We start from the raw sequence: 19,062 nt of genomic DNA on the forward strand, positions 1-19,062 counted from the left end.
ATTGATTTTAGATTCAAAATCTTGCAATTTTACTACATTATAAATTTGACAAAATGAAGCGGACTGTTGGTACATTTATAAGAAAAAACAAAATGACCATGATTATAGTAATCATAGTCATTCTATTCTTGTTATTGAATTGTTATAATATTTTGTATTGCAATTAACTATTTACTATTTCAATTTCTAATTGCACGTTTTCCCAATCTTCTAATAATTGTTCTAACTCTTTTTTCTTCTTTTCATAAGCTGCAAAAAAAGTAGCATCTTCAATATGTTTATCATAGTTAGAAGCTAACGCCTTATCATCGGCTTGAATGTCTTTTTCTAATTGCTGAATTTGACTTTCGATTTTGCTTAATTTATTCTGAAGTGCTTTCGCTTTCTTTTGGTCTTCGTATGAGATATTTTTTACTGTTTTATCAGCATTTGTATTTACTACAACATCTTTCTTCTCAATTTCGCGCATGTTCATGGCGTTTTTTTGCTCTAAGAAGAAGTTGATATCGCCCAAATACTCTCTGATTTTTTGATCTTTGAATTCGTACACAATATTTGACATTCCTTGCAAGAAATCACGGTCGTGAGACACCAACAACAAAGTTCCTTCAAACTGCTTTAAAGCGGCTTTTAAAACGTTTTTAGACTTAATATCCAAGTGATTAGTTGGCTCATCCATTACCAAAACATTTATCGGTTGTAAAAGCAATTTACAAAGTGCTAAACGATTTCGTTCACCACCCGAAAGTACTTTTACTTTTTTCTCTACATCGTCGCCACGGAACAAGAACGAACCCAACATATCGCGCACTTTTGAACGATTCGTATCGGTTGCAGCTTCTAACATCGTATCTAACAATGTTTTTTCACCATCTAAATATTCAGCTTGATTTTGAGCGAAGTAACCTAATTGTACATTATGTCCAAGTTTGATGGTTCCTTCGTATTCAAATTCATTTACAATAGCTTTCATAAACGTTGATTTCCCTTGACCATTTTGTCCAACGAAAGCAACTTTACTTCCACGTTCTACTAAAAGCGAAATGTCTTTCAAGATAACTTTATCGCCATAAGCTTTGGTAACGTGTTCGGCCTCTACCACAACTCTTCCTGGCGTTTGCGATACTGGAAACGAAATATTCATCACCGAATTGTCGTCTTCATCAACTTCAATTCGTTCTACTTTATCTAATTTTTTAATCAACGACTGCGCCATCGATGCTTTAGAAGCTTTGGCACGGAACTTTTCGATTAACTTTTCAGTTTCTTCAATTTTTTTGGCTTGATTTTTTTGGGTTGCCAATTGCTTTTCACGAATCTCCTGACGCAACACTAAATATTCCGAATACGGTTTACTAAAATCGTATGCTTTTCCTAAAGAAATTTCGATAGTTCGATTCGTTACATTATCCAAAAACATTTTATCATGCGAAACGATTACGACAACTCCAGTGAAATTTCGTAAAAAACCTTCTAACCAAATGATACTTTCAATATCTAAGTGATTCGTTGGCTCATCTAAAAGTAAAATATCGTTTGATTGCAATAACAATTTTGCTAATTCAATACGCATTCTCCAACCTCCAGAGAAAGTATCGGTTTGATTGTCGAAATCCTCTCTTTTGAATCCAAGACCTAACAGAATTTTCTCAGTATCTCCAACATAGTTATATCCTCCAAGAACTTCATAATGATGCGTGACATCACTTAATTCTTCAATCAAATCGGAATATTCTTGACTTTCATAATCCGTACGAGTTACTAATTGATGATTGATTTCATCTATTCGGAATTCGGCACGTTTAATTTCTTCGAAAGCCATATAGGCTTCCTCCAAAACTGTTCTTCCTTTAACAAAATCAATATCCTGACGAAGAAATCCGATTTTAACTTCTTTTTCTGTTGCGATTGTTCCACTGTCAGGTTTAAAATCTCCCGCAAGCATTTTCAACATGGTTGATTTTCCTGCACCATTTTTTCCTACAAGTCCAACTCTGTCTCCAGAACCTAATCTAAAAGTTACTTCTTCAAAAAGATAGGTTCCACCAAATGAAACCGATAAATTATGTATGTTTAGCATTTGAAAAGTTTATGAGTTTAATGGGTTTAAAAGTTTACACTAAAAAACTTAAATTCACCTTAAACTAATTGATATTTGTAATAATTGTTACACAAGAAATTATATGTTATCGTACCTTTGTGTAAAATATTTTGCAAATGTTAAAAAAAGGATCCAAATTAAATAGTATTTTAACAGGAAGTTGTCCTACTTGCAATGAAGAAAGCATGTATTTAGACAAAAATCCGTATAATGTTCTAAATGTGTACAAAATGCACGAAAATTGTAGCCATTGTGGAACCAAATATAAAATTGAGCCTTCGTTTTTTTATGGAGCTATGTATGTGAGTTATGCTTTAGGAATTGCTTTTGGCGTAGCGGCATTTATCATCACCTATTTCTTTGTTGGTGAAAAGAACTTGGTAAACAATTTTATTGGAATAATAATTACATTAATCGTTTTTATGCCAGTAATTATGCGTTTATCGAGAAACATCTGGATAAATATGTTTATGAGTTACGATAAGGATTGGAAACAACACAAGGGTGAAAAGAAAGCCACACTTAGATAAATAAAAAACCGAAACAAATTAGTTTCGGTTTTTTTTATAACATCTTATTATATCAATTTCTTTTTCCAAAGGAATATTGTTTTCTATATGCTGGAATAATTGATTGGCTAAATACGGACCAAGCATTACACCTCGAGTTCCTAAACCATTTAAAACATGAAGTTGTTTAAACTCAGGATGCGTACCAACTAATGGTCTTCTATCTTTAACTGTAGGTCTAACGCCTCCAAAATGCTTCACAACTTCAAAATCGCATGATATTAATTCGGATAATTTTTCGATTAATTCCTGTTTTCCTTCCTCTGTTGGAGTATTGGTTTTGTCTTTCCAATCGTATGTAGCTCCAACTTTGTATAAATCATTACCAATTGGGAGAATAAAGACACTTGATTTTATAACAACATCTAAATCTAAATTTGGTGCTTTAATGATGAGTAACTCGCCTTTTGTACCATCCAAAGGCAAATCGTTAAAATAAGGATTAGCATGTAATCCAAAACCTTCTGCAAAAATAATATGTTTGGCTTTTATGTCTTTATATTGAATTCCGTTTTCCAAAAATTCGATTTCGTCATAATTAAAACCTTCGTTAGAAAAGCTATATAGTGATTTCAGATAATTTGAATACGCTTCAATCAAAGTTGAAATTTCCAAATAACCGGTATGATTTACTTTTCCATAGTGAAATGGAGAAGCAATATTTTCATAAGAAGTTGTAACTAATTTAGCATCTAAAAAGGGAGCTAAATTTGGCTTATCTGCAGCTTGAAACCAATTATTTTGCTCTTCAACCGAATACAATTTTCGAAGAATTGGCAATTCAAAATCGAAGACTACATTCAATTTAGATTGAATTTTATGGTATAAAGGAAAAGCGAAATCAATTTGCTCCTTTGCTTTCCATACTTCACTGAATCTTTTTAAAACTACTGGGTTATATAATCCACCAGCAACACGAGAAGAAGGTTGCGAGTTGTTATCAAAAACAAAAACAGTTTTATTGTTTTGCAAAGCAATTTCTGCAAATGAAATTCCTGCTAAACCATTTCCAACGATTATAAAATCTATCATGGTGTAAAATTAAAAAACTCTTACCAAATGGTAAGAGTTTTATTAAATGAAATTGGAGAAATATTATTAATAATTCCACATATCTTGTTCGAAGTCACGAATCTTTTCTTTTACACGATCCGATTCTAACAATTGCATTTGAGCGTTTTCTTTCATGTAGTCAGCAATCTTACGGTCTCCGTAAACATTTTCTTCTAAATAAATCATACCGCTAAAACGACGAGCGTTTAACATATGGTCAAAAGAAAATGGCATTGCCGAGTTTCTGTTATTAAAAGCTTTTGCTTCATGAAGAATATCTCTTGTTGAAGGGAAATAAACCCAGAACAAATCGATATATTCTAATTCAGCATCACTATTTTTCTTAGAGAAAACATCAGGAACAACAGGACAAATACCTAATAAACGGTACTTTAATTCCCCTTGTCTTTTATCAAAATACCAATATCCAACTATTCTGTAAGCTGTTACATCATAAGCTTCGATTTCAGTTTTTCTGATATACTCCTCATCAATTTTTTTGGTACCTTTTCTATAAGCATCCATATCTTCATTCATTTGCTCACGACCAACATCTGTTGTATCTACAGTGTACAATGAAGCTTCGATATCTTTAAGGGTTTTCTTAGTAGTAAAATAACTTGAGTCATAAACTTCAGTAATTTTACCTTCTTTGATACCATTAATTAAAACATTATAAAGAGGTCTTCTATCTGGAGATGACATAACATCACCATCTACAGGAAAGTATAGAGGGAAATTAACTCTTTCATCAAGATCTACATATTCCCAAATACGTTTTCCCATTAAGATATCTCTATCATGAACATACCCATAAGGCAACGGTTTGTCATTATCAGCACTTAATTCTGCTTCTGTTTTTTTCCCGATTTGATCAGGTGTTTTAGCATTTAATAAGTTTGACTGAGCAAAAGTAGTAGCGCTTAAACCTAATACTAAAATTGCAATACTATTTCTCCAATTCATTTTATTCATTTTTTATTTGGTTTAAAAAGATAAACTCAAATTAATTTAAATTATTGTATTTCGTAAGTACAAATTGATACTTTTTTAGCCATCTGATCAATACCTTGGAAACTAGCTTTAATCTCAGAAATAACTACAACATCACCTTTTTGTGCTTTTGCAATTGCAGATTTAGCTCTACCATCCATTCTATTACCAGAAACTACAATTGTAGGTTGTCCTGGAACTTTAACGTTAAATTGTGTTACGTTAACAGTAACAGGGAAGTCGAAATCTTCCATAACAGCAGTAACTGTACAAACCTCTAAGTTAGATTTTGGACCTTTATTCTTTTCAGAACCACCAACTTTTCCAGTTGGAGCAGGTAAACCTTTAATTCTAAATACTTGAGCACTTGACATTGCTTTACCATCAGGCATAGTAGCATTTACGTTAATTTTAACTTCGCTACCAGCTCCTGGTTTTAACATGAATTTACCATCACCAACTTTAGACATTCCTGGAGCACTAGCATTTACTTTATTAGAAGCAATACCTGGAACAGAAATAGAAATTGGATTAGGAACTCCACGGTAAACAACATTCATCTTATCAGCTGAAATGATAGCTTGGTTAGGACGTGGAACAACAACATAAGTACCTTCGAATTTTAATGGAATTTCTTTACCATCTTCTAAGAATCCGAACTCTCCAGAAATAGTTTGTTCTCCAACATTACCAGCAGTCATAGAGATAACAGCTTGACCGTTTTCAATTTTACCAGGACCTTTGAAAGATGTTGGTTGAGTGTTAGCATCATAACGACCTAAAACTACTTTACCTTTAACAGCTTCACCTTGGAAATAAGCATTTTTCTCTAAAACTACAATAGCTTGAAAGTTTTTCATAGAAGCTGCAGATTTTAATGCATTTCCTAAGAATAAGTTGTAAGCTCCAGCTTCTGTATTTTTAACATCATTCTGCATAGCAGTTAAAAATGTTAAAGTAGAAACTGCAGGGAAACCTTTAGTTTTATAATCTAAAAATTTAACTTTAACACCTTCTCTGTTAGTAATATCACCAGTTGAGAATTTTTTCTCGATTTCTTTAATAAAAGGAATGTATTTTACATCATTTCCTAATACTTTTTTGATATCAGCAACATACTTGTCAATTTTAGAAACGATTTCAGTTCCTCTTGGACTATATCCATCTCCTTGAAACCATTTTTCGTCAATAGTTGATTTGTCCATTGATTCGAAAGGTAATTTACCAGTTTCATCTGGTTCGATACCTTCAGTAACTTCAGCTTTTACAGATTCTAAAAAAGTAGAAAATTCTTTTGAAATTTTAGCAACTTCTTTAGCTTTTTTTGCAGGCTCAGCATATTTTGCTGGCTCATCTGCAGCCTTAGTATTTAATGCAGATAACAAAGTCTCGTTAGACTGATCTGTTAATTTGTTTGATTCTGTAAATTTGTCATTAAAGTTACCAAAAGCCGTTAATACTTCTTTTGACATATTTAATGCCAACATTGCGATGAAAACCAAGTACATCAGGTTAATCATCTTCTGTCTAGGGGTTAATTTTCCTCCTGCCATTTTTCCTTTAAATTAGTTTTTAATTAATAAAATATTTAATGATAAAACTAATTATCCTCTGTTACTCATAGCAGATAACATACCTCCATAAACTGCATTTAAAGACGCAATGTTTGAAGTCATAGATTGCATTTGCTCTTTTAATTTAGCAGCATTTTCAGCAATCTCTTTGTTTGCTTGTGCATTTCTATCAGCACTTTCTAATTGTACTTTATATAAACTGTTTAAAGCTTCCATTTGAGCTGCAGCTGTAGTCATTTCTTCAGCATATTTCTTTTGACCAGCCATTGCATCAACAGTTGGAGAAATTGATTTAGCAGCACCTTCGAAGTTTTTAATACTGTTTCCTAAGCTTGCCATTAATTCACCATCAATTTTAGCTTCTTTCAACATATTATCTAATTTTTGAGATAATAAACCTTGAGCTTCAGCTGGGTTTTCTTTTTTATCTTTTGGTTTAGCTTCACCACCTGCTAATTCAGGGTAAACTAAAGACCAATCTAATTCATTCTCTACTGGTTCAAATGCTGATAATGCGAAAATTGCAGCTTCAGTTAATAAACCGATTACAAGCATTGGTCCTGCCCCTGGCCAGTGCATTAATTTAAATAATGCTCCAACGATTACTACTGCCGCTCCCATTCCATAAAGGAATCCCATCACTTTTTTGCTTAAAATTGCCATAATAAATAAAATTTAGTTAGTTAAGTTAATTATATAATAAAATTGGTTAAATACTATTTAGGTCTGTTGCCAGTTGCAGCTGTACCCATGTAATCTTGAACTGTTCTGAACCCGATGTAACTTCTTGCAGAATCAGCATACTCATAATCACGAGTTGAAACTTGTAAGAAATAAGCAACATCTTTCCAAGAACCACCACGAACAACTTTTCTTTGGTTTTTCTTATCAGCAACATGTGGATTCATTGTAGAAACGAATTCGTAAGCTTCAGCATAGTAAGAAGACTCAGTCCACTCTGAAACGTTACCTGCCATGTTATATAAGTTATAATCATTTGGCTCATATGATTTAGCTTCTACAGTGTATAAAGCACCATCAGCAGCATAATCACCACGGTTAGGTTTAAAGTTAGCCATAAAACAACCTCTGTCATTTTTAGCATAAGGACCTCCCCAAGGATAAGTAGCTCCTTCAATTCCACCTCTTGCAGCATATTCCCATTCCGCTTCAGTTGGTAAACGGAATGAATTTACTTGATCTCTTCCTTTTTTCTTTTTGATAAATGCATTTTTATACATTGTTCTCCAAGCACAAAATGCTTTAGCTTGATTCCAAGAAACACCTACCACAGGATATTCTCCGTAAGCTTGATGCCAGAAATAATCATTATGCATTGGCTCATTATAAGAATAAGCAAAGTCTTTTATCCAAGCAGTTGTATCAGGATAGATTTCAATAGGTGGTGCATCTTCGTAGAAGTTTTTACGTCCTTTTTTCTTAACAGCCTTGTTTAAATCAACTTGATTGTATTTGAATTTTAACTTAGAAGCATCAATAGTTTTTAAACCATTGTATGATTCTGACTCAGGTAAATACATTGAATCCATTACTTCTACATAATGCTCATCAGGATATTTTCCAGGCTCTTTTATAAGTTTGATTTTTTTATTTAACTTTCTTCCAGCATAAATATCATCATCAGTTCCAACACTGTAATAATTTTCATACATATACTTATCGTACGGAGTCATTTTTTCAGGATCAACGTCAGCAAAGGCAAAATCACCAATACTTCCACCTTTTCCTCCACCAGAACCAGGCTTTTGACCTTGTTCATCAGCAAGAATAGCTAGGCGCGTTCTGATAGTTGAATCTTTTACCCATTCAACAAACTGACGGTACTCACTATTAGTAATTTCCGTTTCATCCATATAGAATGAACGAACCGTAACTGTTTTAGTAGGCGCGTCTTGAATGTTAGCTAAATCATCATCGGCTTTACCCATAATAAAAGCTCCTCCAGGGATTAACGTCATACCGTAAGGTTTCTCGGGATGCCATTTTCTCCCTTTAACTCCTACTAATTCTCCTTTATCGCCTTTACCACAACTGATAAATAATGACAAAATTGCTGAAAATGCAACAAACTTCTTCATATAAACTTGGGTTAAATGTAATTTCTATTTAAGGGCGTAAACCTATTCAATAATTTTGAAAAAAACAACATTTTTTTAAAAAACGTGCAAAAAATATTGAATTTTAGCATTACACCTGTTTTAACAATGCTTTAACACTTTGAAAAATAACGACTTTTACAAAATATTCCTTCTTTGGGCTTTCCACCATCTTTCTGGAATTTCCTGCTCGCAAGCTGCTAAATAATCTTCATGTGTGCAAGGTAATAACGTATTTCTTTTTAATTTATTGTTAACATTTGTTAAAAACGGTATTTCAATCCACCATCTTGCGGTTTTATTACTCTTGTAAAAGATTAATTCTTCATCTTCTATAGGAACAATATACTTTATATAGTTCTCTTTTGTTCCAAATGGATACTCATTTGAACGAAAACAAAATCCTTCAATAAAATACCACAGCATTTGAGCTGTTAAAACAACTTCATTTCCATTTGGATTAAAATTAAAAATTCCAAATGAAGTTACTTTATCACTAATTCCAGCATAACGTGTTAGAGCGCAAATTTCTTTTCCTGTAAATCCGTTTGGATTAAAAACAGCAAAATTTCCTGAATAAGACGATTGTACCGAATTCATATCGATACTTACCAAATCCGCATCTCTAAAAACAGGTTCTGCTACGGCAATGTTGTTTGAAACTTCTCCTAAACGATAGGCTTCAAAGTATAATTTCTCGATTAAATCGATTTCTTCTTGCGAATTAAAATACGTTTGAAAACCTAAGTTACTGAAATTAAATAGATTATTAGGTTCTTCTACGATAATTTTCGACAAATAAGACTCCGAATCCAATTTATTCTCTTTAGAAAAATCAAATTGATTGTCTACGGAAACCAAATTTACCATTTGATCTAAATTATCATAACCGCGATACATTGGATAAGTTAAATCTTGACTTCCACCAATAACAACTGGAATAATTCTTTTCTTAATTAACTCAGCAATCAAACTTTTTACAACAAAATAGGTGTCTTCAATACTAGCCCCTGCCTCAATTGACCCTAAATCTACAATGGAAGCATTCCAATTACCAGGAAAAAGAATGTAAAATTGCTTTCTGAAATAGTCGAAAGAAAAATCATCATTGTCTTTTGCATTTCCTCTAAACTCATTTACTGTAAAAATCGCTATAGCAACATTATCTAAAACAGGAAAATCTGTCTGCGTATGAAACACCACTTTTTTTCCCAATGTTTGATTGGATAACTTAGAGATATATTCCTCTACAGAAGTTGAAATAGGTTGTAAAAAATCAAAAACCATTGCTTATTTCTTTTTAGCGGTTGTTTTCTTAGCTGGTGCTTTTTTTGTCGCTGTCTTTTTAGCTGGTGTTTTCTTTTCAATCATTTCCTGAACTTGCACCAATGTTAATTTACTTGCATCAACATCTTTACTCAATTCAATTTTGATTTTACCTTTGGTAATTACAGAACGACCCCAACGTGCTTTTTCCACTTTAATTCCTTCCTCTTTCCAATCGTGTATTACTTTATCAATGTCTTTTTGTTGTTTTTCTTCAATTAACTCATTCAAATCTGACTGCGATAAATTATCGAAGTTGTATTTCTTATTTACATTAATAAACATTCCATTCCATTTAATGAAAGGTCCAAAACGACCAACACCTTTTTGAATTGGTAATCCATCATAAGTTCCAATTGGTGCATCAGCCTGAACTTTCTCATCAATTAAACCTTGAGCGGTTTCCATAGTAACATCCATTGGATCTACTCCTTTTGGTAAGGAAATAAACTGAGAACCGAAACGAACATAAGGACCAAAACGACCATTATTCACTTCAATTTCTTCTCCTTTATATGTACCTAATTGTTTTGGAAGTAAAAATAAGTTCAATACTTCTTCCAAAGTGATATTTCCAATATTTTGATCTTGACGCAAACTAGCAAACTGCTTGTTTTCATCTTCGGCATCTCCAATTTGAGCCATTGCTCCATATTTTCCTAAACGAACCGAAACTTGTTTTCCAGAAACAGGATGTACTCCTAATATTCTTTCACCGCTTTCTCTATCTGCATTTTTCTCTACATCGACTACATTGGGATGGAAGTGTTTGTAAAAATCGTTCATCATTTTAGCCCAATCTACTTTTCCTTCTGCAATTTCGTCGAAATCTTGCTCTACTTTTGCTGTGAAATTGTAATCTAAAATCGTGTTGAAGTTTTTCACTAAGAAATCATTCACGATAATTCCGATATCGGTTGGGACTAATTTTCCTTTATCTGAACCAACATTTTCAGTTAAAACTTGAGATTTTACTTCTCCTCCTTTTAACATCAACTGGTTGTATTTTCTTTCTTGACCTTCGAAACTTCCTTTCTCTACATAAGTTCTAGCAATAATGGTAGAAATAGTTGGCGCATACGTTGATGGACGACCAATTCCTAATTCTTCCAATTTTTTTACCAAAGAAGCTTCTGTGTAACGACTTGGTGGACGCGAAAAACGCTCTGTTGCCGTGATATAATTATTGATAAGTTTTTCGTTTACTTTTAAAGCTGGCAACATTCCTTCTTGTTCCTCTTCGTCATCATCATGTCCTTCTAAATACACTTTTAAGAAACCTTCAAATTTGATAACTTCTCCAGTTGCTGTAAAAGTTTCAGAATGATTACTAGCTTCAATTTTTACATTCGTTCTTTCTAATTCCGCATCGCTCATTTGAGAAGCTAATGTTCTTTTCCAAATCAATTCATACAAACGTGCTTGATCTCTATCAATATCAACAGTATGTCTTGACATATCCGTTGGACGAATCGCTTCGTGCGCTTCTTGTGCTCCTTTTGATTTGGTATTAAAATTTCTCGGTTTAGAAAACTCTTTTCCGTAATAACTGGTAATTTCAGCTTGAGCTGCTGTCATTGCTTCTTGCGATAAATTAACGCTATCCGTTCTCATATAAGTAATAAGTCCAGCTTCGTATAAACGTTGAGCAATCTGCATGGTAATCCCAACAGGTAAATACAATTTTCTAGCTGCTTCTTGTTGCAACGTTGAAGTAGTAAATGGTGCTGCTGGTGATTTTTTTGTGGGTTTGGTTTCTAAATCTCCTACTTTGTAAGAGGAACCTATATTTTTTGTTAAGAAATCTTCCGCTTCCTTTTTAGTTGCAAAGTTCTTAGGCAATTTTGCTTTGAATGTTTTTCCAGCCTCATTAGTGAATTCTGCTGTAATACTGTAAGAAGCTTCTGGTTTGAAATTTTGAATTTCTCTTTCACGCTCCACAATCAAACGAACGGAAACCGATTGTACACGACCAGCTGATAATCCTCCTTTTACTTTTTTCCAAAGTACTGGCGATAATTCGTAACCTACTAATCTATCTAAAACTCTACGAGCTTGTTGTGCGTTTACTAAGTTGTAATCAATTCCTCTTGGATTTTCGATTGCTTTTTGAATAGCAGTTTTCGTAATCTCATGAAAAACAATACGCTTTGTTTTTTCTGGTTTTAAATTTAATTCTTCAGATAAGTGCCAAGAAATTGCTTCTCCCTCACGGTCCTCATCGGAAGCCAACCAAACCATTTCGGCATTTTTAGCTAATCCTTTTAATTTGGTCACTAATGCTTTTTTATCAGCCGAAACTTCATATTTAGGTTTAAAACCATTCTCTACATCTACCCCAATTTCTCTCGAAGGCAAGTCGGCAATATGTCCATAACTCGACTCTACTTGATACTCACTTCCTAGAAATTTCTCGATGGTTTTTGCTTTTGCAGGTGACTCAACGATTACTAAATTCTTTGCCATTTCACATTTTTTTGAATCGCAAAAGTATAGGTTTTTTTTAAATTTTAACATCCCGAGTATTTTTTTACCTATAATTAACCAAAATATCAGTCAAATTACTCCTATATATATAGGTATAAAATCCACGAAAAACAGCTACTTAGAAATAGAGAAAAAAATAATTTAAAATTTCATGTTAAACCTTTTCTGCCATCTTGTCAGATTTTATAATTTAGTATTATCTTTGCGTTCCGAAACTTCGGAATGATTAATGGAAATCTTTGATATGGAAAAGGTAATTGATGAAAACAAACAAGGTCAAAGTTTAGTGCTTGACCAAAAAGAAGGAAATACAAAAAAACTTTTTATAGAGAGTTATGGTTGCCAAATGAATTTTTCGGACAGCGAAATCGTGGCGTCTATTCTTTATGAAAACGGATATAATACCACTCAAAATCTAGAAGACGCTGATTTGGTTTTGGTAAATACTTGTTCTATTCGCGATAAAGCGGAACAAACGATTCGTAAACGTTTAGAAAAATACAACGCAGTAAAGAAAATCAATCCAACCATGAAAGTTGGGGTTTTAGGTTGTATGGCGGAACGTTTGAAAAGTCAGTTTTTAGAAGAAGAGAAAATTGTAGACATGGTGGTTGGACCAGATGCTTACAAAGATTTACCAAATTTATTAGCTGAAGTTGAAGAGGGAAGAGATGCTATCAATGTAATTCTTTCAAAGGAAGAAACGTATGGAGACATTTCACCTGTTCGTTTGAATAGTAATGGAGTAAATGCTTTTGTTTCGATTACAAGAGGTTGCGATAATATGTGTACATTTTGCGTTGTTCCTTTTACACGTGGTCGTGAGCGTAGCCGTGAGCCACAAAGTATTATTGACGAAATTCAAGATTTATACGATAGAGGTTTCAAAGAAGTAACCTTGTTAGGACAAAATGTTGATAGTTACCTTTGGTATGGTGGTGGTTTGAAAAAAGACTACGACAAAGCTACAGAAATGCAAAAAGCTACAGCTATGGATTTTGCGCAATTGTTAGACAAATGTGCGATGTTGTTTCCGAAAATGCGTTTTAGATTTTCTACTTCGAATCCGCAAGATATGCACGAAGAAGTATTGCATGTTATTGCGAAACACCACAATATTTGTAACTACATTCACTTACCCGTTCAAAGTGGAAGTACTCGAATTTTAAAAGAAATGAATCGTCAACACACCCGTGAAGAATACATCGCGTTGATTGACAAAATATATGCAATTATTCCAGATATTTCTTTGTCGCAAGATATGATTGCTGGTTTCCCAACAGAAACAGAAGAAGATCATCAAGATACTTTAAGTTTGATGGAATATGTAAAATATGATTTCGGATTTATGTTTGCGTATTCAGAACGTCCAGGAACTTTAGCTGCTAGAAAAATGGAAGACGACGTTCCAGAAGAAGTGAAGAAAAGACGTTTAAATGAAATCATCGACTTACAACAAAGAATTGGTTTAGAAAGAACGCAACGTTTCATTGGTCAAGAAGTAGAAGTATTAATCGAAAAAGAATCAAAACGTTCAGATGCTCACTGGAGCGGAAGAAATTCTCAAAATACCGTAGTGGTTTTCCCAAAAGAAAATTACAAAGTAGGTGAATTCGTAATGGTAAAAATCACAGATTGTACCGCTGCAACATTGATAGGTGAAGCAGTTGGTTATTCTGAAATAATGAATTAATTTTTTTGTTTCAAGTTTCAAGTTTAAAAGTTTCAAGTTAACTTTCTAAACCTGAAACTTGAAACCTGAAACAAAATATATGGAATCAGTACAAGCTATAAAACAACGATTTGAAATTATTGGGAACGACCCAAAACTCAATCGTGCCGTGGAGAAAGCCATTCAGGTTGCTCCAACGGATATTTCGGTATTGGTAACAGGTGAAAGTGGTGTTGGAAAAGAAAGTATTCCAAAAATTATTCACGCACTTTCGCACAGAAAACATGGAAAATATATTGCGGTAAACTGTGGTGCTATTCCGGAAGGAACTATTGATAGTGAACTTTTCGGGCATGAAAAAGGTTCGTTTACTGGAGCAACTAATACGCGTGAAGGTTACTTTGAAGTTGCCGATGGCGGAACTATATTTTTAGACGAAGTTGGTGAATTACCTTTAACCACTCAAGTACGTTTATTACGTGTTTTGGAAAATGGCGAATTCATAAAAGTAGGTTCATCTCAAGTACAAAAAACGAATGTTAGAATTGTAGCAGCTACGAATGTCAATATGTTTGATGCTATTGAAAAAGGTAAATTCCGTGAGGATTTATTTTATCGATTGAGTACGGTTGATATTATGCTGCCACCACTTCGCGAACGCAAAGACGACATTCATTTGTTGTTTAGAAAATTTGCTTCGGATTTTGCACATAAATACAAAATGCCTGCTATCAAATTAGATGACAGCGCAGTCGAAATACTTTTAAAATATCGCTGGAGCGGAAATATTCGTCAATTGCGAAATGTTGCCGAACAAATTTCGGTTTTAGAAACAAAACGCGAGATTTCATCGCAAACGCTTCTCTCCTATTTACCCATGGAAAATCCGAATTTACCTTCGGTCATTGGAACAAAAAAATCGGAAAGTGATTTCAGTAACGAAAGAGAAATTTTGTACAAAGTCCTTTTTGATATGAAGAGCGATTTGAACGATTTGAAAAAGCTTACGATGGAATTAATGCAAAACGGAAGTTCAAAAGTTCAAGAAGCCAATAAAGGATTAATTCAGAAAATTTACGGTAAACCCGAAGAAAATGCTATTTTTGAAGAACAACCAAGAGTTGAAATGCTTCCAAATCAAAATAATTTGATTCAAGAAGAGTTTGAAGATGATGACGATGAAAATTATTTATTCGCAGAAACCGTTGACGAAGAAGAAACTTTGAGTTTAGAAGCCAAAGAAATTGAATTAATCAAAAAATCTTTGGATAGAAACAAAGGAAAACGAAAAGCGGCTGCTGACGAATTAGGAATTTCGGAACGAACACTTTATAGAAAAATAAAACAATACGATTTATAATGAGATATTTCATCATAGCAATAACTATAACTTTTTCCTTTCTATTAAATGGTTGTGGCGTTTATAATTTCACAGGAACTCAACCTATAGATGCTAAAACTTTTCAAGTAAACTACTTTCAAAACAATGCACCGTTGGTAGAGCCTGGAATTGAAAGAACTTTTACTTTAGAATTGCAAGACATTATTCAAAGTCAAACCAATCTAAATTTAGTTTCTCAAGGTGGCGAATTACTTTACGAAGGAGAAATTGTAGATTATCGTATCACACCAATGACAGCAACTGCAGATCAAAGAGCAGCACAAAACAGATTAACAGTAACAGTAATGGTTCGATTTACAAATCGAAATAAAGAAGACGATAATTTTGAAAAACGTTTTTCATTCTTCTATGATTTTGACGCCAATCAACAATTAGTAGGTTCCCAATTAACAACAGCATTAGATGTGATTTTTGAACGAATAACACAAGATGTTTTCAACGAATCATTAGCAAAATGGTAATTAATTTGTAAATTTTGAACATATCCGATTTAACATATCTTTTAAATAAGCCCGAAACTATAAACGAAAAGCAAACCATTGCTTTAGAAAATGTAGTTTTGCAGTTTCCGTATTTTCAGGCAGCACGAGCTTTACATTTAAAAGGATTGTACAATCAGGAAAGTTTTAGATACAATTACGAATTAAAAAAAACAGCCGCTTACACAACAGATCGAACGATTTTATTTGAATTTATTACTTCAGATAATTTCACAGCGATTCAACAGGAAAAGATAGATGAAATTCAAAGATCATTGTTAGATATTGAAGTACATCACATGGAAGAAGTAATAGTTTTACCTGAAATTGAAACCATTACCCCTGAAGAAGAAATTAAAGAGATAGAACCAACTTTAGAGGAAAAATTAGAAATTGGTAAACCTTTGCCATTTACTCCTTCAGAAAGACATTCGTTTCAAGAATGGTTACAATTGACAAAATTTAGTCCAATTGAACGTGAAATTGAAGAAAAAACCATTCAAAACGACCCCGAAAAACAAAAAAAATTAGACATAATCGATAAATTTATTGAAGCCAATCCAAAAATTGCTCCAGTAAAAGAAACGACGAAACCGCCTGCAAATATTAGCAAAAGTATTGAAGAACCAACACACTTAATGACCGAAACTTTAGCAAAAGTCTATTTGGAACAAAAAAAATATACAAAAGCCATACAAGCTTATGAAATATTAATTTTGAAATATCCAGAAAAAAGTAGTTTCTTTGCAGACCGAATAAATGAAATCAAAAATTTACAACAAAATAATAATTAATTATGGGATTCACAGGTTTTTTAATTGCGATAACAATTGTTTGTTTTTTATTAATCTTAGCTATTATGGTTCAAAACCCTAAAGGTGGAGGTTTATCTTCTTCATTTGGTGGTTCTCAACAATTAGGTGGAGTTCAAAAAACAACCGATTTCTTAGATAAAAGTACTTGGACATTAGGAGGAATTTTAATTGCTTTAATTTTACTTTCTAGTTTGAGTTTTAATGGCGCTGCATCTGGTTCTAAAGTTTTAGGTAATGATGACACAACAGTTCCTACAACTACAGTTCCAACTACACCAGAAGCTACAAAACAAGCTGCTCCTACTGCTACACCAGCACCAGTTGCAACAGATTCTACAAAATAAGAATTGACAAAATAGATAAAATGCCAGCACTGACATGCTGGCATTTTTTTTACCGAAAAATTGTCAGAAAATTGCTTTGGCACAATTTCTGAAAAACAACAAGCAACAAATTAATTTTAATAAACAAAATATATACAATTATGTCATTAAACATTAAACCTATTTCAGATCGTGTAGTAATTGCTCCATTAGCAGCAGAAACTACAACAGCTTCAGGAATTATTATTCCAGACACTGCAAAAGAAAAACCACAAAAAGGTACTGTAGTAGCCGTGGGAAATGGCAAAAAAGATTACACCATGTCTGTAAAAGTTGGAGATACCGTTTTATATGGTAAATATTCAGGAACAGAATTCAAATATGAAGGTAAAGATTACCTAATTATGAGAGAAGACGAAATTTACGCAATTCTTTAATCATAGATTAAACAGCAACTTTTAAACATTTAAACGTTAAACATTTAAACAAAAAATTAAAATGGCAAAAGATATAAAATTCGACATTGAAGCACGCGATGGTTTAAAACGTGGTGTTGACGCATTAGCAAATGCAGTAAAAGTAACTTTAGGACCAAAAGGAAGAAATGTAATTATTTCTAAATCGTTTGGTGGACCAACGGTAACTAAAGATGGTGTTTCTGTTGCAAAAGAAATCGAATTACAAGACCCATTAGAAAATATGGGCGCTCAAATGGTGAAAGAAGTAGCTTCTAAAACCAATGATTTAGCCGGTGACGGAACAACAACTGCAACAGTTTTAGCACAAGCTATTGTAAAAGAAGGTTTGAAAAACGTTGCTGCTGGAGCAAATCCGATGGATTTAAAAAGAGGAATTGACAAAGCAGTTGAAACTATTGTAACAGAATTAAGCAAACAATCAGTAGCTGTTGGTGACTCTTCTGAAAAAATCAAACAAGTAGCTTCTATTTCAGCAAATAATGATGAAACTATTGGTGATTTAATCGCTGTAGCTTTTTCAAAAGTTGGAAAAGAAGGTGTTATCACTGTAGAAGAAGCAAAAGGAACAGATACTTATGTAGATGTAGTTGAAGGAATGCAATTCGACAGAGGTTATTTATCGCCTTACTTCGTAACGGATGCTGATAAAATGGTAGCGGAATTAAGTAATCCATATGTTTTACTTTACGATAAAAAAATCTCTAACCTACAAGAGTTATTACCAGTTTTAGAACCAGTAGCTCAATCAGGAAGACCCTTATTAATTATTGCTGAAGATGTTGACGGACAAGCATTAGCAACTTTAGTGGTAAACAAATTACGTGGTGGATTAAAAATTGCTGCGGTTAAAGCGCCAGGTTTTGGAGACAGAAGAAAAGCTATGTTAGAAGACATCGCCATCTTAACTGGAGGAACTGTAATTGCTGAAGAAAGCGGATATTCATTAGAAAACGCTACTTTAGATATGTTAGGAACTGCAGAAAACATTACAATTGATAAAGACAATACTACGATCGTGAATGGTTCTGGTGATGCTGAAAACATCAAAGCAAGAGTAAACCAAATTAAATCGCAAATCGAAACTACAACTTCTGATTACGATAGAGAAAAACTACAAGAGCGTTTAGCTAAATTAGCTGGTGGTGTTGCTGTTTTATATGTTGGTGCTGCTTCTGAAGTAGAAATGAAAGAGAAAAAAGACCGCGTTGATGATGCTTTACATGCAACTCGTGCAGCGGTTGAAGAAGGAATTGTTGCTGGTGGTGGTGTTGCTTTAGTAAGAGCAAAAGCAGCTTTAAATACTGTAAAAGCAGAAAATGCTGATGAAGCGACAGGAATTCAAATCGTGAACAAAGCGGTTGAAGCACCTTTAAGAACTATTGTAGAAAATGCAGGTGGTGAAGGTTCAGTTGTAATTGCAAAAGTTACCGAGGGAACAGCTGATTTTGGTTTCAATGCTAAAACAGGTGAATATGTTCAAATGTTATCAGCTGGAATCATTGATCCTAAAAAAGTAACTCGTGTAGCTTTAGAAAATGCAGCTTCTGTAGCTGGAATGATTTTAACTACCGAATGTGCTTTAATCGACATCAAAGAAGACAGTCCTGCAATGCCAATGGGCGGAGGAATGCCTGGAATGATGTAATTCAAAGTTGAAAGTACGAAGTTCAAA

The 19,062-nt window shown here is 33.4% G+C and carries 16 protein-coding genes; 8 read left to right on the forward strand and 8 right to left on the reverse strand.

The window, feature by feature from the left end:
- Window positions 1-163 precede the first annotated feature (163 nt).
- The gene (locus B0I03_RS03040) at window positions 164-2,080 is read right to left on the reverse strand and encodes an ABC-F family ATP-binding cassette domain-containing protein (RefSeq protein WP_111566001.1); all 1,917 of its coding nucleotides are present in this window, start codon (window positions 2,078-2,080) and stop codon (window positions 164-166) included.
- Between the two features lie 137 nt (window positions 2,081-2,217).
- On the opposite strand from B0I03_RS03040, the gene B0I03_RS03045 reads away from it, so the two are divergent.
- Entirely contained in the window at window positions 2,218-2,631 is a 414-nt protein-coding gene (locus B0I03_RS03045) for a DUF983 domain-containing protein (RefSeq protein ID WP_111566002.1), read from the forward strand.
- Between the two features lie 18 nt (window positions 2,632-2,649).
- Here the strand turns inward: B0I03_RS03045 and B0I03_RS03050 are convergent, their stop codons facing one another.
- The 7 genes from B0I03_RS03050 to topA form a co-directional block, all read right to left on the reverse strand.
- Window positions 2,650-3,702 carry an NAD(P)/FAD-dependent oxidoreductase gene (locus tag B0I03_RS03050; RefSeq protein WP_111566003.1) on the reverse strand — a complete coding sequence of 351 codons (1,053 nt, stop codon included), beginning with the start codon at window positions 3,700-3,702 and terminating at the stop codon, window positions 2,650-2,652.
- A 66-nt stretch (window positions 3,703-3,768) separates the two neighbouring features.
- On the reverse strand, window positions 3,769-4,689 hold the full coding sequence (gene porN, locus B0I03_RS03055; RefSeq protein WP_181452333.1) for a type IX secretion system ring subunit PorN/GldN: 921 nt from the start codon (window positions 4,687-4,689) through the stop codon (window positions 3,769-3,771).
- Window positions 4,690-4,739: 50 nt separating this feature from the next.
- Window positions 4,740-6,269: a type IX secretion system motor protein PorM/GldM gene (porM, locus tag B0I03_RS03060; RefSeq protein WP_111566005.1), complete on the reverse strand. Its 1,530-nt coding sequence runs from the start codon at window positions 6,267-6,269 to the stop codon at window positions 4,740-4,742.
- Window positions 6,270-6,320: 51 nt separating this feature from the next.
- Window positions 6,321-6,953 (reverse strand): type IX secretion system motor protein PorL/GldL, encoded by a 633-nt coding sequence (gene porL / locus B0I03_RS03065; RefSeq protein ID WP_111566006.1) that lies wholly within the window; start codon window positions 6,951-6,953, stop codon window positions 6,321-6,323.
- Window positions 6,954-7,006: 53 nt separating this feature from the next.
- On the reverse strand, window positions 7,007-8,389 hold the full coding sequence (porK, locus tag B0I03_RS03070) for a T9SS ring complex lipoprotein PorK/GldK (RefSeq protein ID WP_111566007.1): 1,383 nt from the start codon (window positions 8,387-8,389) through the stop codon (window positions 7,007-7,009).
- Between the two features lie 156 nt (window positions 8,390-8,545).
- Entirely contained in the window at window positions 8,546-9,694 is a 1,149-nt protein-coding gene (locus tag B0I03_RS03075) for a formimidoylglutamase (RefSeq protein WP_111566008.1), read from the reverse strand.
- Window positions 9,695-9,697: 3 nt separating this feature from the next.
- Window positions 9,698-12,199 carry a type I DNA topoisomerase gene (topA, locus tag B0I03_RS03080; protein WP_111566009.1) on the reverse strand — a complete coding sequence of 834 codons (2,502 nt, stop codon included), beginning with the start codon at window positions 12,197-12,199 and terminating at the stop codon, window positions 9,698-9,700.
- Window positions 12,200-12,464: 265 nt separating this feature from the next.
- Between topA and miaB the strand changes: the two genes are divergently transcribed.
- The 7 genes from miaB to groL all read left to right on the forward strand — a co-directional run bounded on the left by miaB (window position 12,465) and on the right by groL (window position 19,035).
- Window positions 12,465-13,913 (forward strand): tRNA (N6-isopentenyl adenosine(37)-C2)-methylthiotransferase MiaB, encoded by a 1,449-nt coding sequence (gene miaB, locus B0I03_RS03085; RefSeq protein WP_111566362.1) that lies wholly within the window; start codon window positions 12,465-12,467, stop codon window positions 13,911-13,913.
- 79 nt (window positions 13,914-13,992) lie between these two features.
- Entirely contained in the window at window positions 13,993-15,252 is a 1,260-nt protein-coding gene (locus tag B0I03_RS03090) for a sigma-54 interaction domain-containing protein (protein ID WP_111566010.1), read from the forward strand.
- Window positions 15,252-15,755, forward strand: coding sequence for an LptE family protein (locus tag B0I03_RS03095; RefSeq protein WP_111566011.1), 504 nt, complete (start codon window positions 15,252-15,254; stop codon window positions 15,753-15,755). Before B0I03_RS03090 ends, B0I03_RS03095 begins: the two co-directional genes overlap by 1 nt.
- 14 nt (window positions 15,756-15,769) lie before the next feature.
- Window positions 15,770-16,567, forward strand: a complete 798-nt coding sequence (locus B0I03_RS03100) for a tetratricopeptide repeat protein (protein WP_111566012.1) — start codon at window positions 15,770-15,772, stop codon at window positions 16,565-16,567.
- Window positions 16,568-16,569: 2 nt separating this feature from the next.
- Window positions 16,570-16,932, forward strand: a complete 363-nt coding sequence (secG, locus tag B0I03_RS03105; protein WP_111566013.1) for a preprotein translocase subunit SecG — start codon at window positions 16,570-16,572, stop codon at window positions 16,930-16,932.
- 140 nt (window positions 16,933-17,072) lie between these two features.
- Window positions 17,073-17,348, forward strand: coding sequence for a co-chaperone GroES (locus B0I03_RS03110; protein WP_111566014.1), 276 nt, complete (start codon window positions 17,073-17,075; stop codon window positions 17,346-17,348).
- A 61-nt stretch (window positions 17,349-17,409) separates the two neighbouring features.
- Complete coding sequence (gene groL, locus B0I03_RS03115) at window positions 17,410-19,035, forward strand: chaperonin GroEL (RefSeq protein ID WP_111566015.1); 1,626 nt, start codon at window positions 17,410-17,412, stop codon at window positions 19,033-19,035.
- The last annotated feature ends 27 nt before the right edge of the window (window positions 19,036-19,062 follow it).

The organism is Flavobacterium aquaticum (genome assembly GCF_003259835.1).
Taxonomy (GTDB): Bacteria; Bacteroidota; Bacteroidia; order Flavobacteriales; family Flavobacteriaceae; genus Flavobacterium; species Flavobacterium aquaticum.

Coding starts and splice junctions, on each gene's coding strand:
- porK (WP_111566007.1), bottom strand. CDS start 8,389: ATGAAGAAGTTTGTTGCATTTTCAGCAATTTTGTCATTATTTATCAGT.
- B0I03_RS03050 (WP_111566003.1), bottom strand. CDS start 3,702: ATGATAGATTTTATAATCGTTGGAAATGGTTTAGCAGGAATTTCATTT.
- B0I03_RS03045 (WP_111566002.1), top strand. CDS start 2,218: ATGTTAAAAAAAGGATCCAAATTAAATAGTATTTTAACAGGAAGTTGT.
- B0I03_RS03090 (WP_111566010.1), top strand. CDS start 13,993: ATGGAATCAGTACAAGCTATAAAACAACGATTTGAAATTATTGGGAAC.
- miaB (WP_111566362.1), top strand. CDS start 12,465: ATGGAAAAGGTAATTGATGAAAACAAACAAGGTCAAAGTTTAGTGCTT.
- B0I03_RS03075 (WP_111566008.1), bottom strand. CDS start 9,694: ATGGTTTTTGATTTTTTACAACCTATTTCAACTTCTGTAGAGGAATAT.
- porN (WP_181452333.1), bottom strand. CDS start 4,689: ATGAATTGGAGAAATAGTATTGCAATTTTAGTATTAGGTTTAAGCGCT.
- topA (WP_111566009.1), bottom strand. CDS start 12,199: ATGGCAAAGAATTTAGTAATCGTTGAGTCACCTGCAAAAGCAAAAACC.
- groL (WP_111566015.1), top strand. CDS start 17,410: ATGGCAAAAGATATAAAATTCGACATTGAAGCACGCGATGGTTTAAAA.
- porM (WP_111566005.1), bottom strand. CDS start 6,269: ATGGCAGGAGGAAAATTAACCCCTAGACAGAAGATGATTAACCTGATG.
- B0I03_RS03110 (WP_111566014.1), top strand. CDS start 17,073: ATGTCATTAAACATTAAACCTATTTCAGATCGTGTAGTAATTGCTCCA.
- porL (WP_111566006.1), bottom strand. CDS start 6,953: ATGGCAATTTTAAGCAAAAAAGTGATGGGATTCCTTTATGGAATGGGA.
- B0I03_RS03095 (WP_111566011.1), top strand. CDS start 15,252: ATGAGATATTTCATCATAGCAATAACTATAACTTTTTCCTTTCTATTA.
- B0I03_RS03040 (WP_111566001.1), bottom strand. CDS start 2,080: ATGCTAAACATACATAATTTATCGGTTTCATTTGGTGGAACCTATCTT.
- secG (WP_111566013.1), top strand. CDS start 16,570: ATGGGATTCACAGGTTTTTTAATTGCGATAACAATTGTTTGTTTTTTA.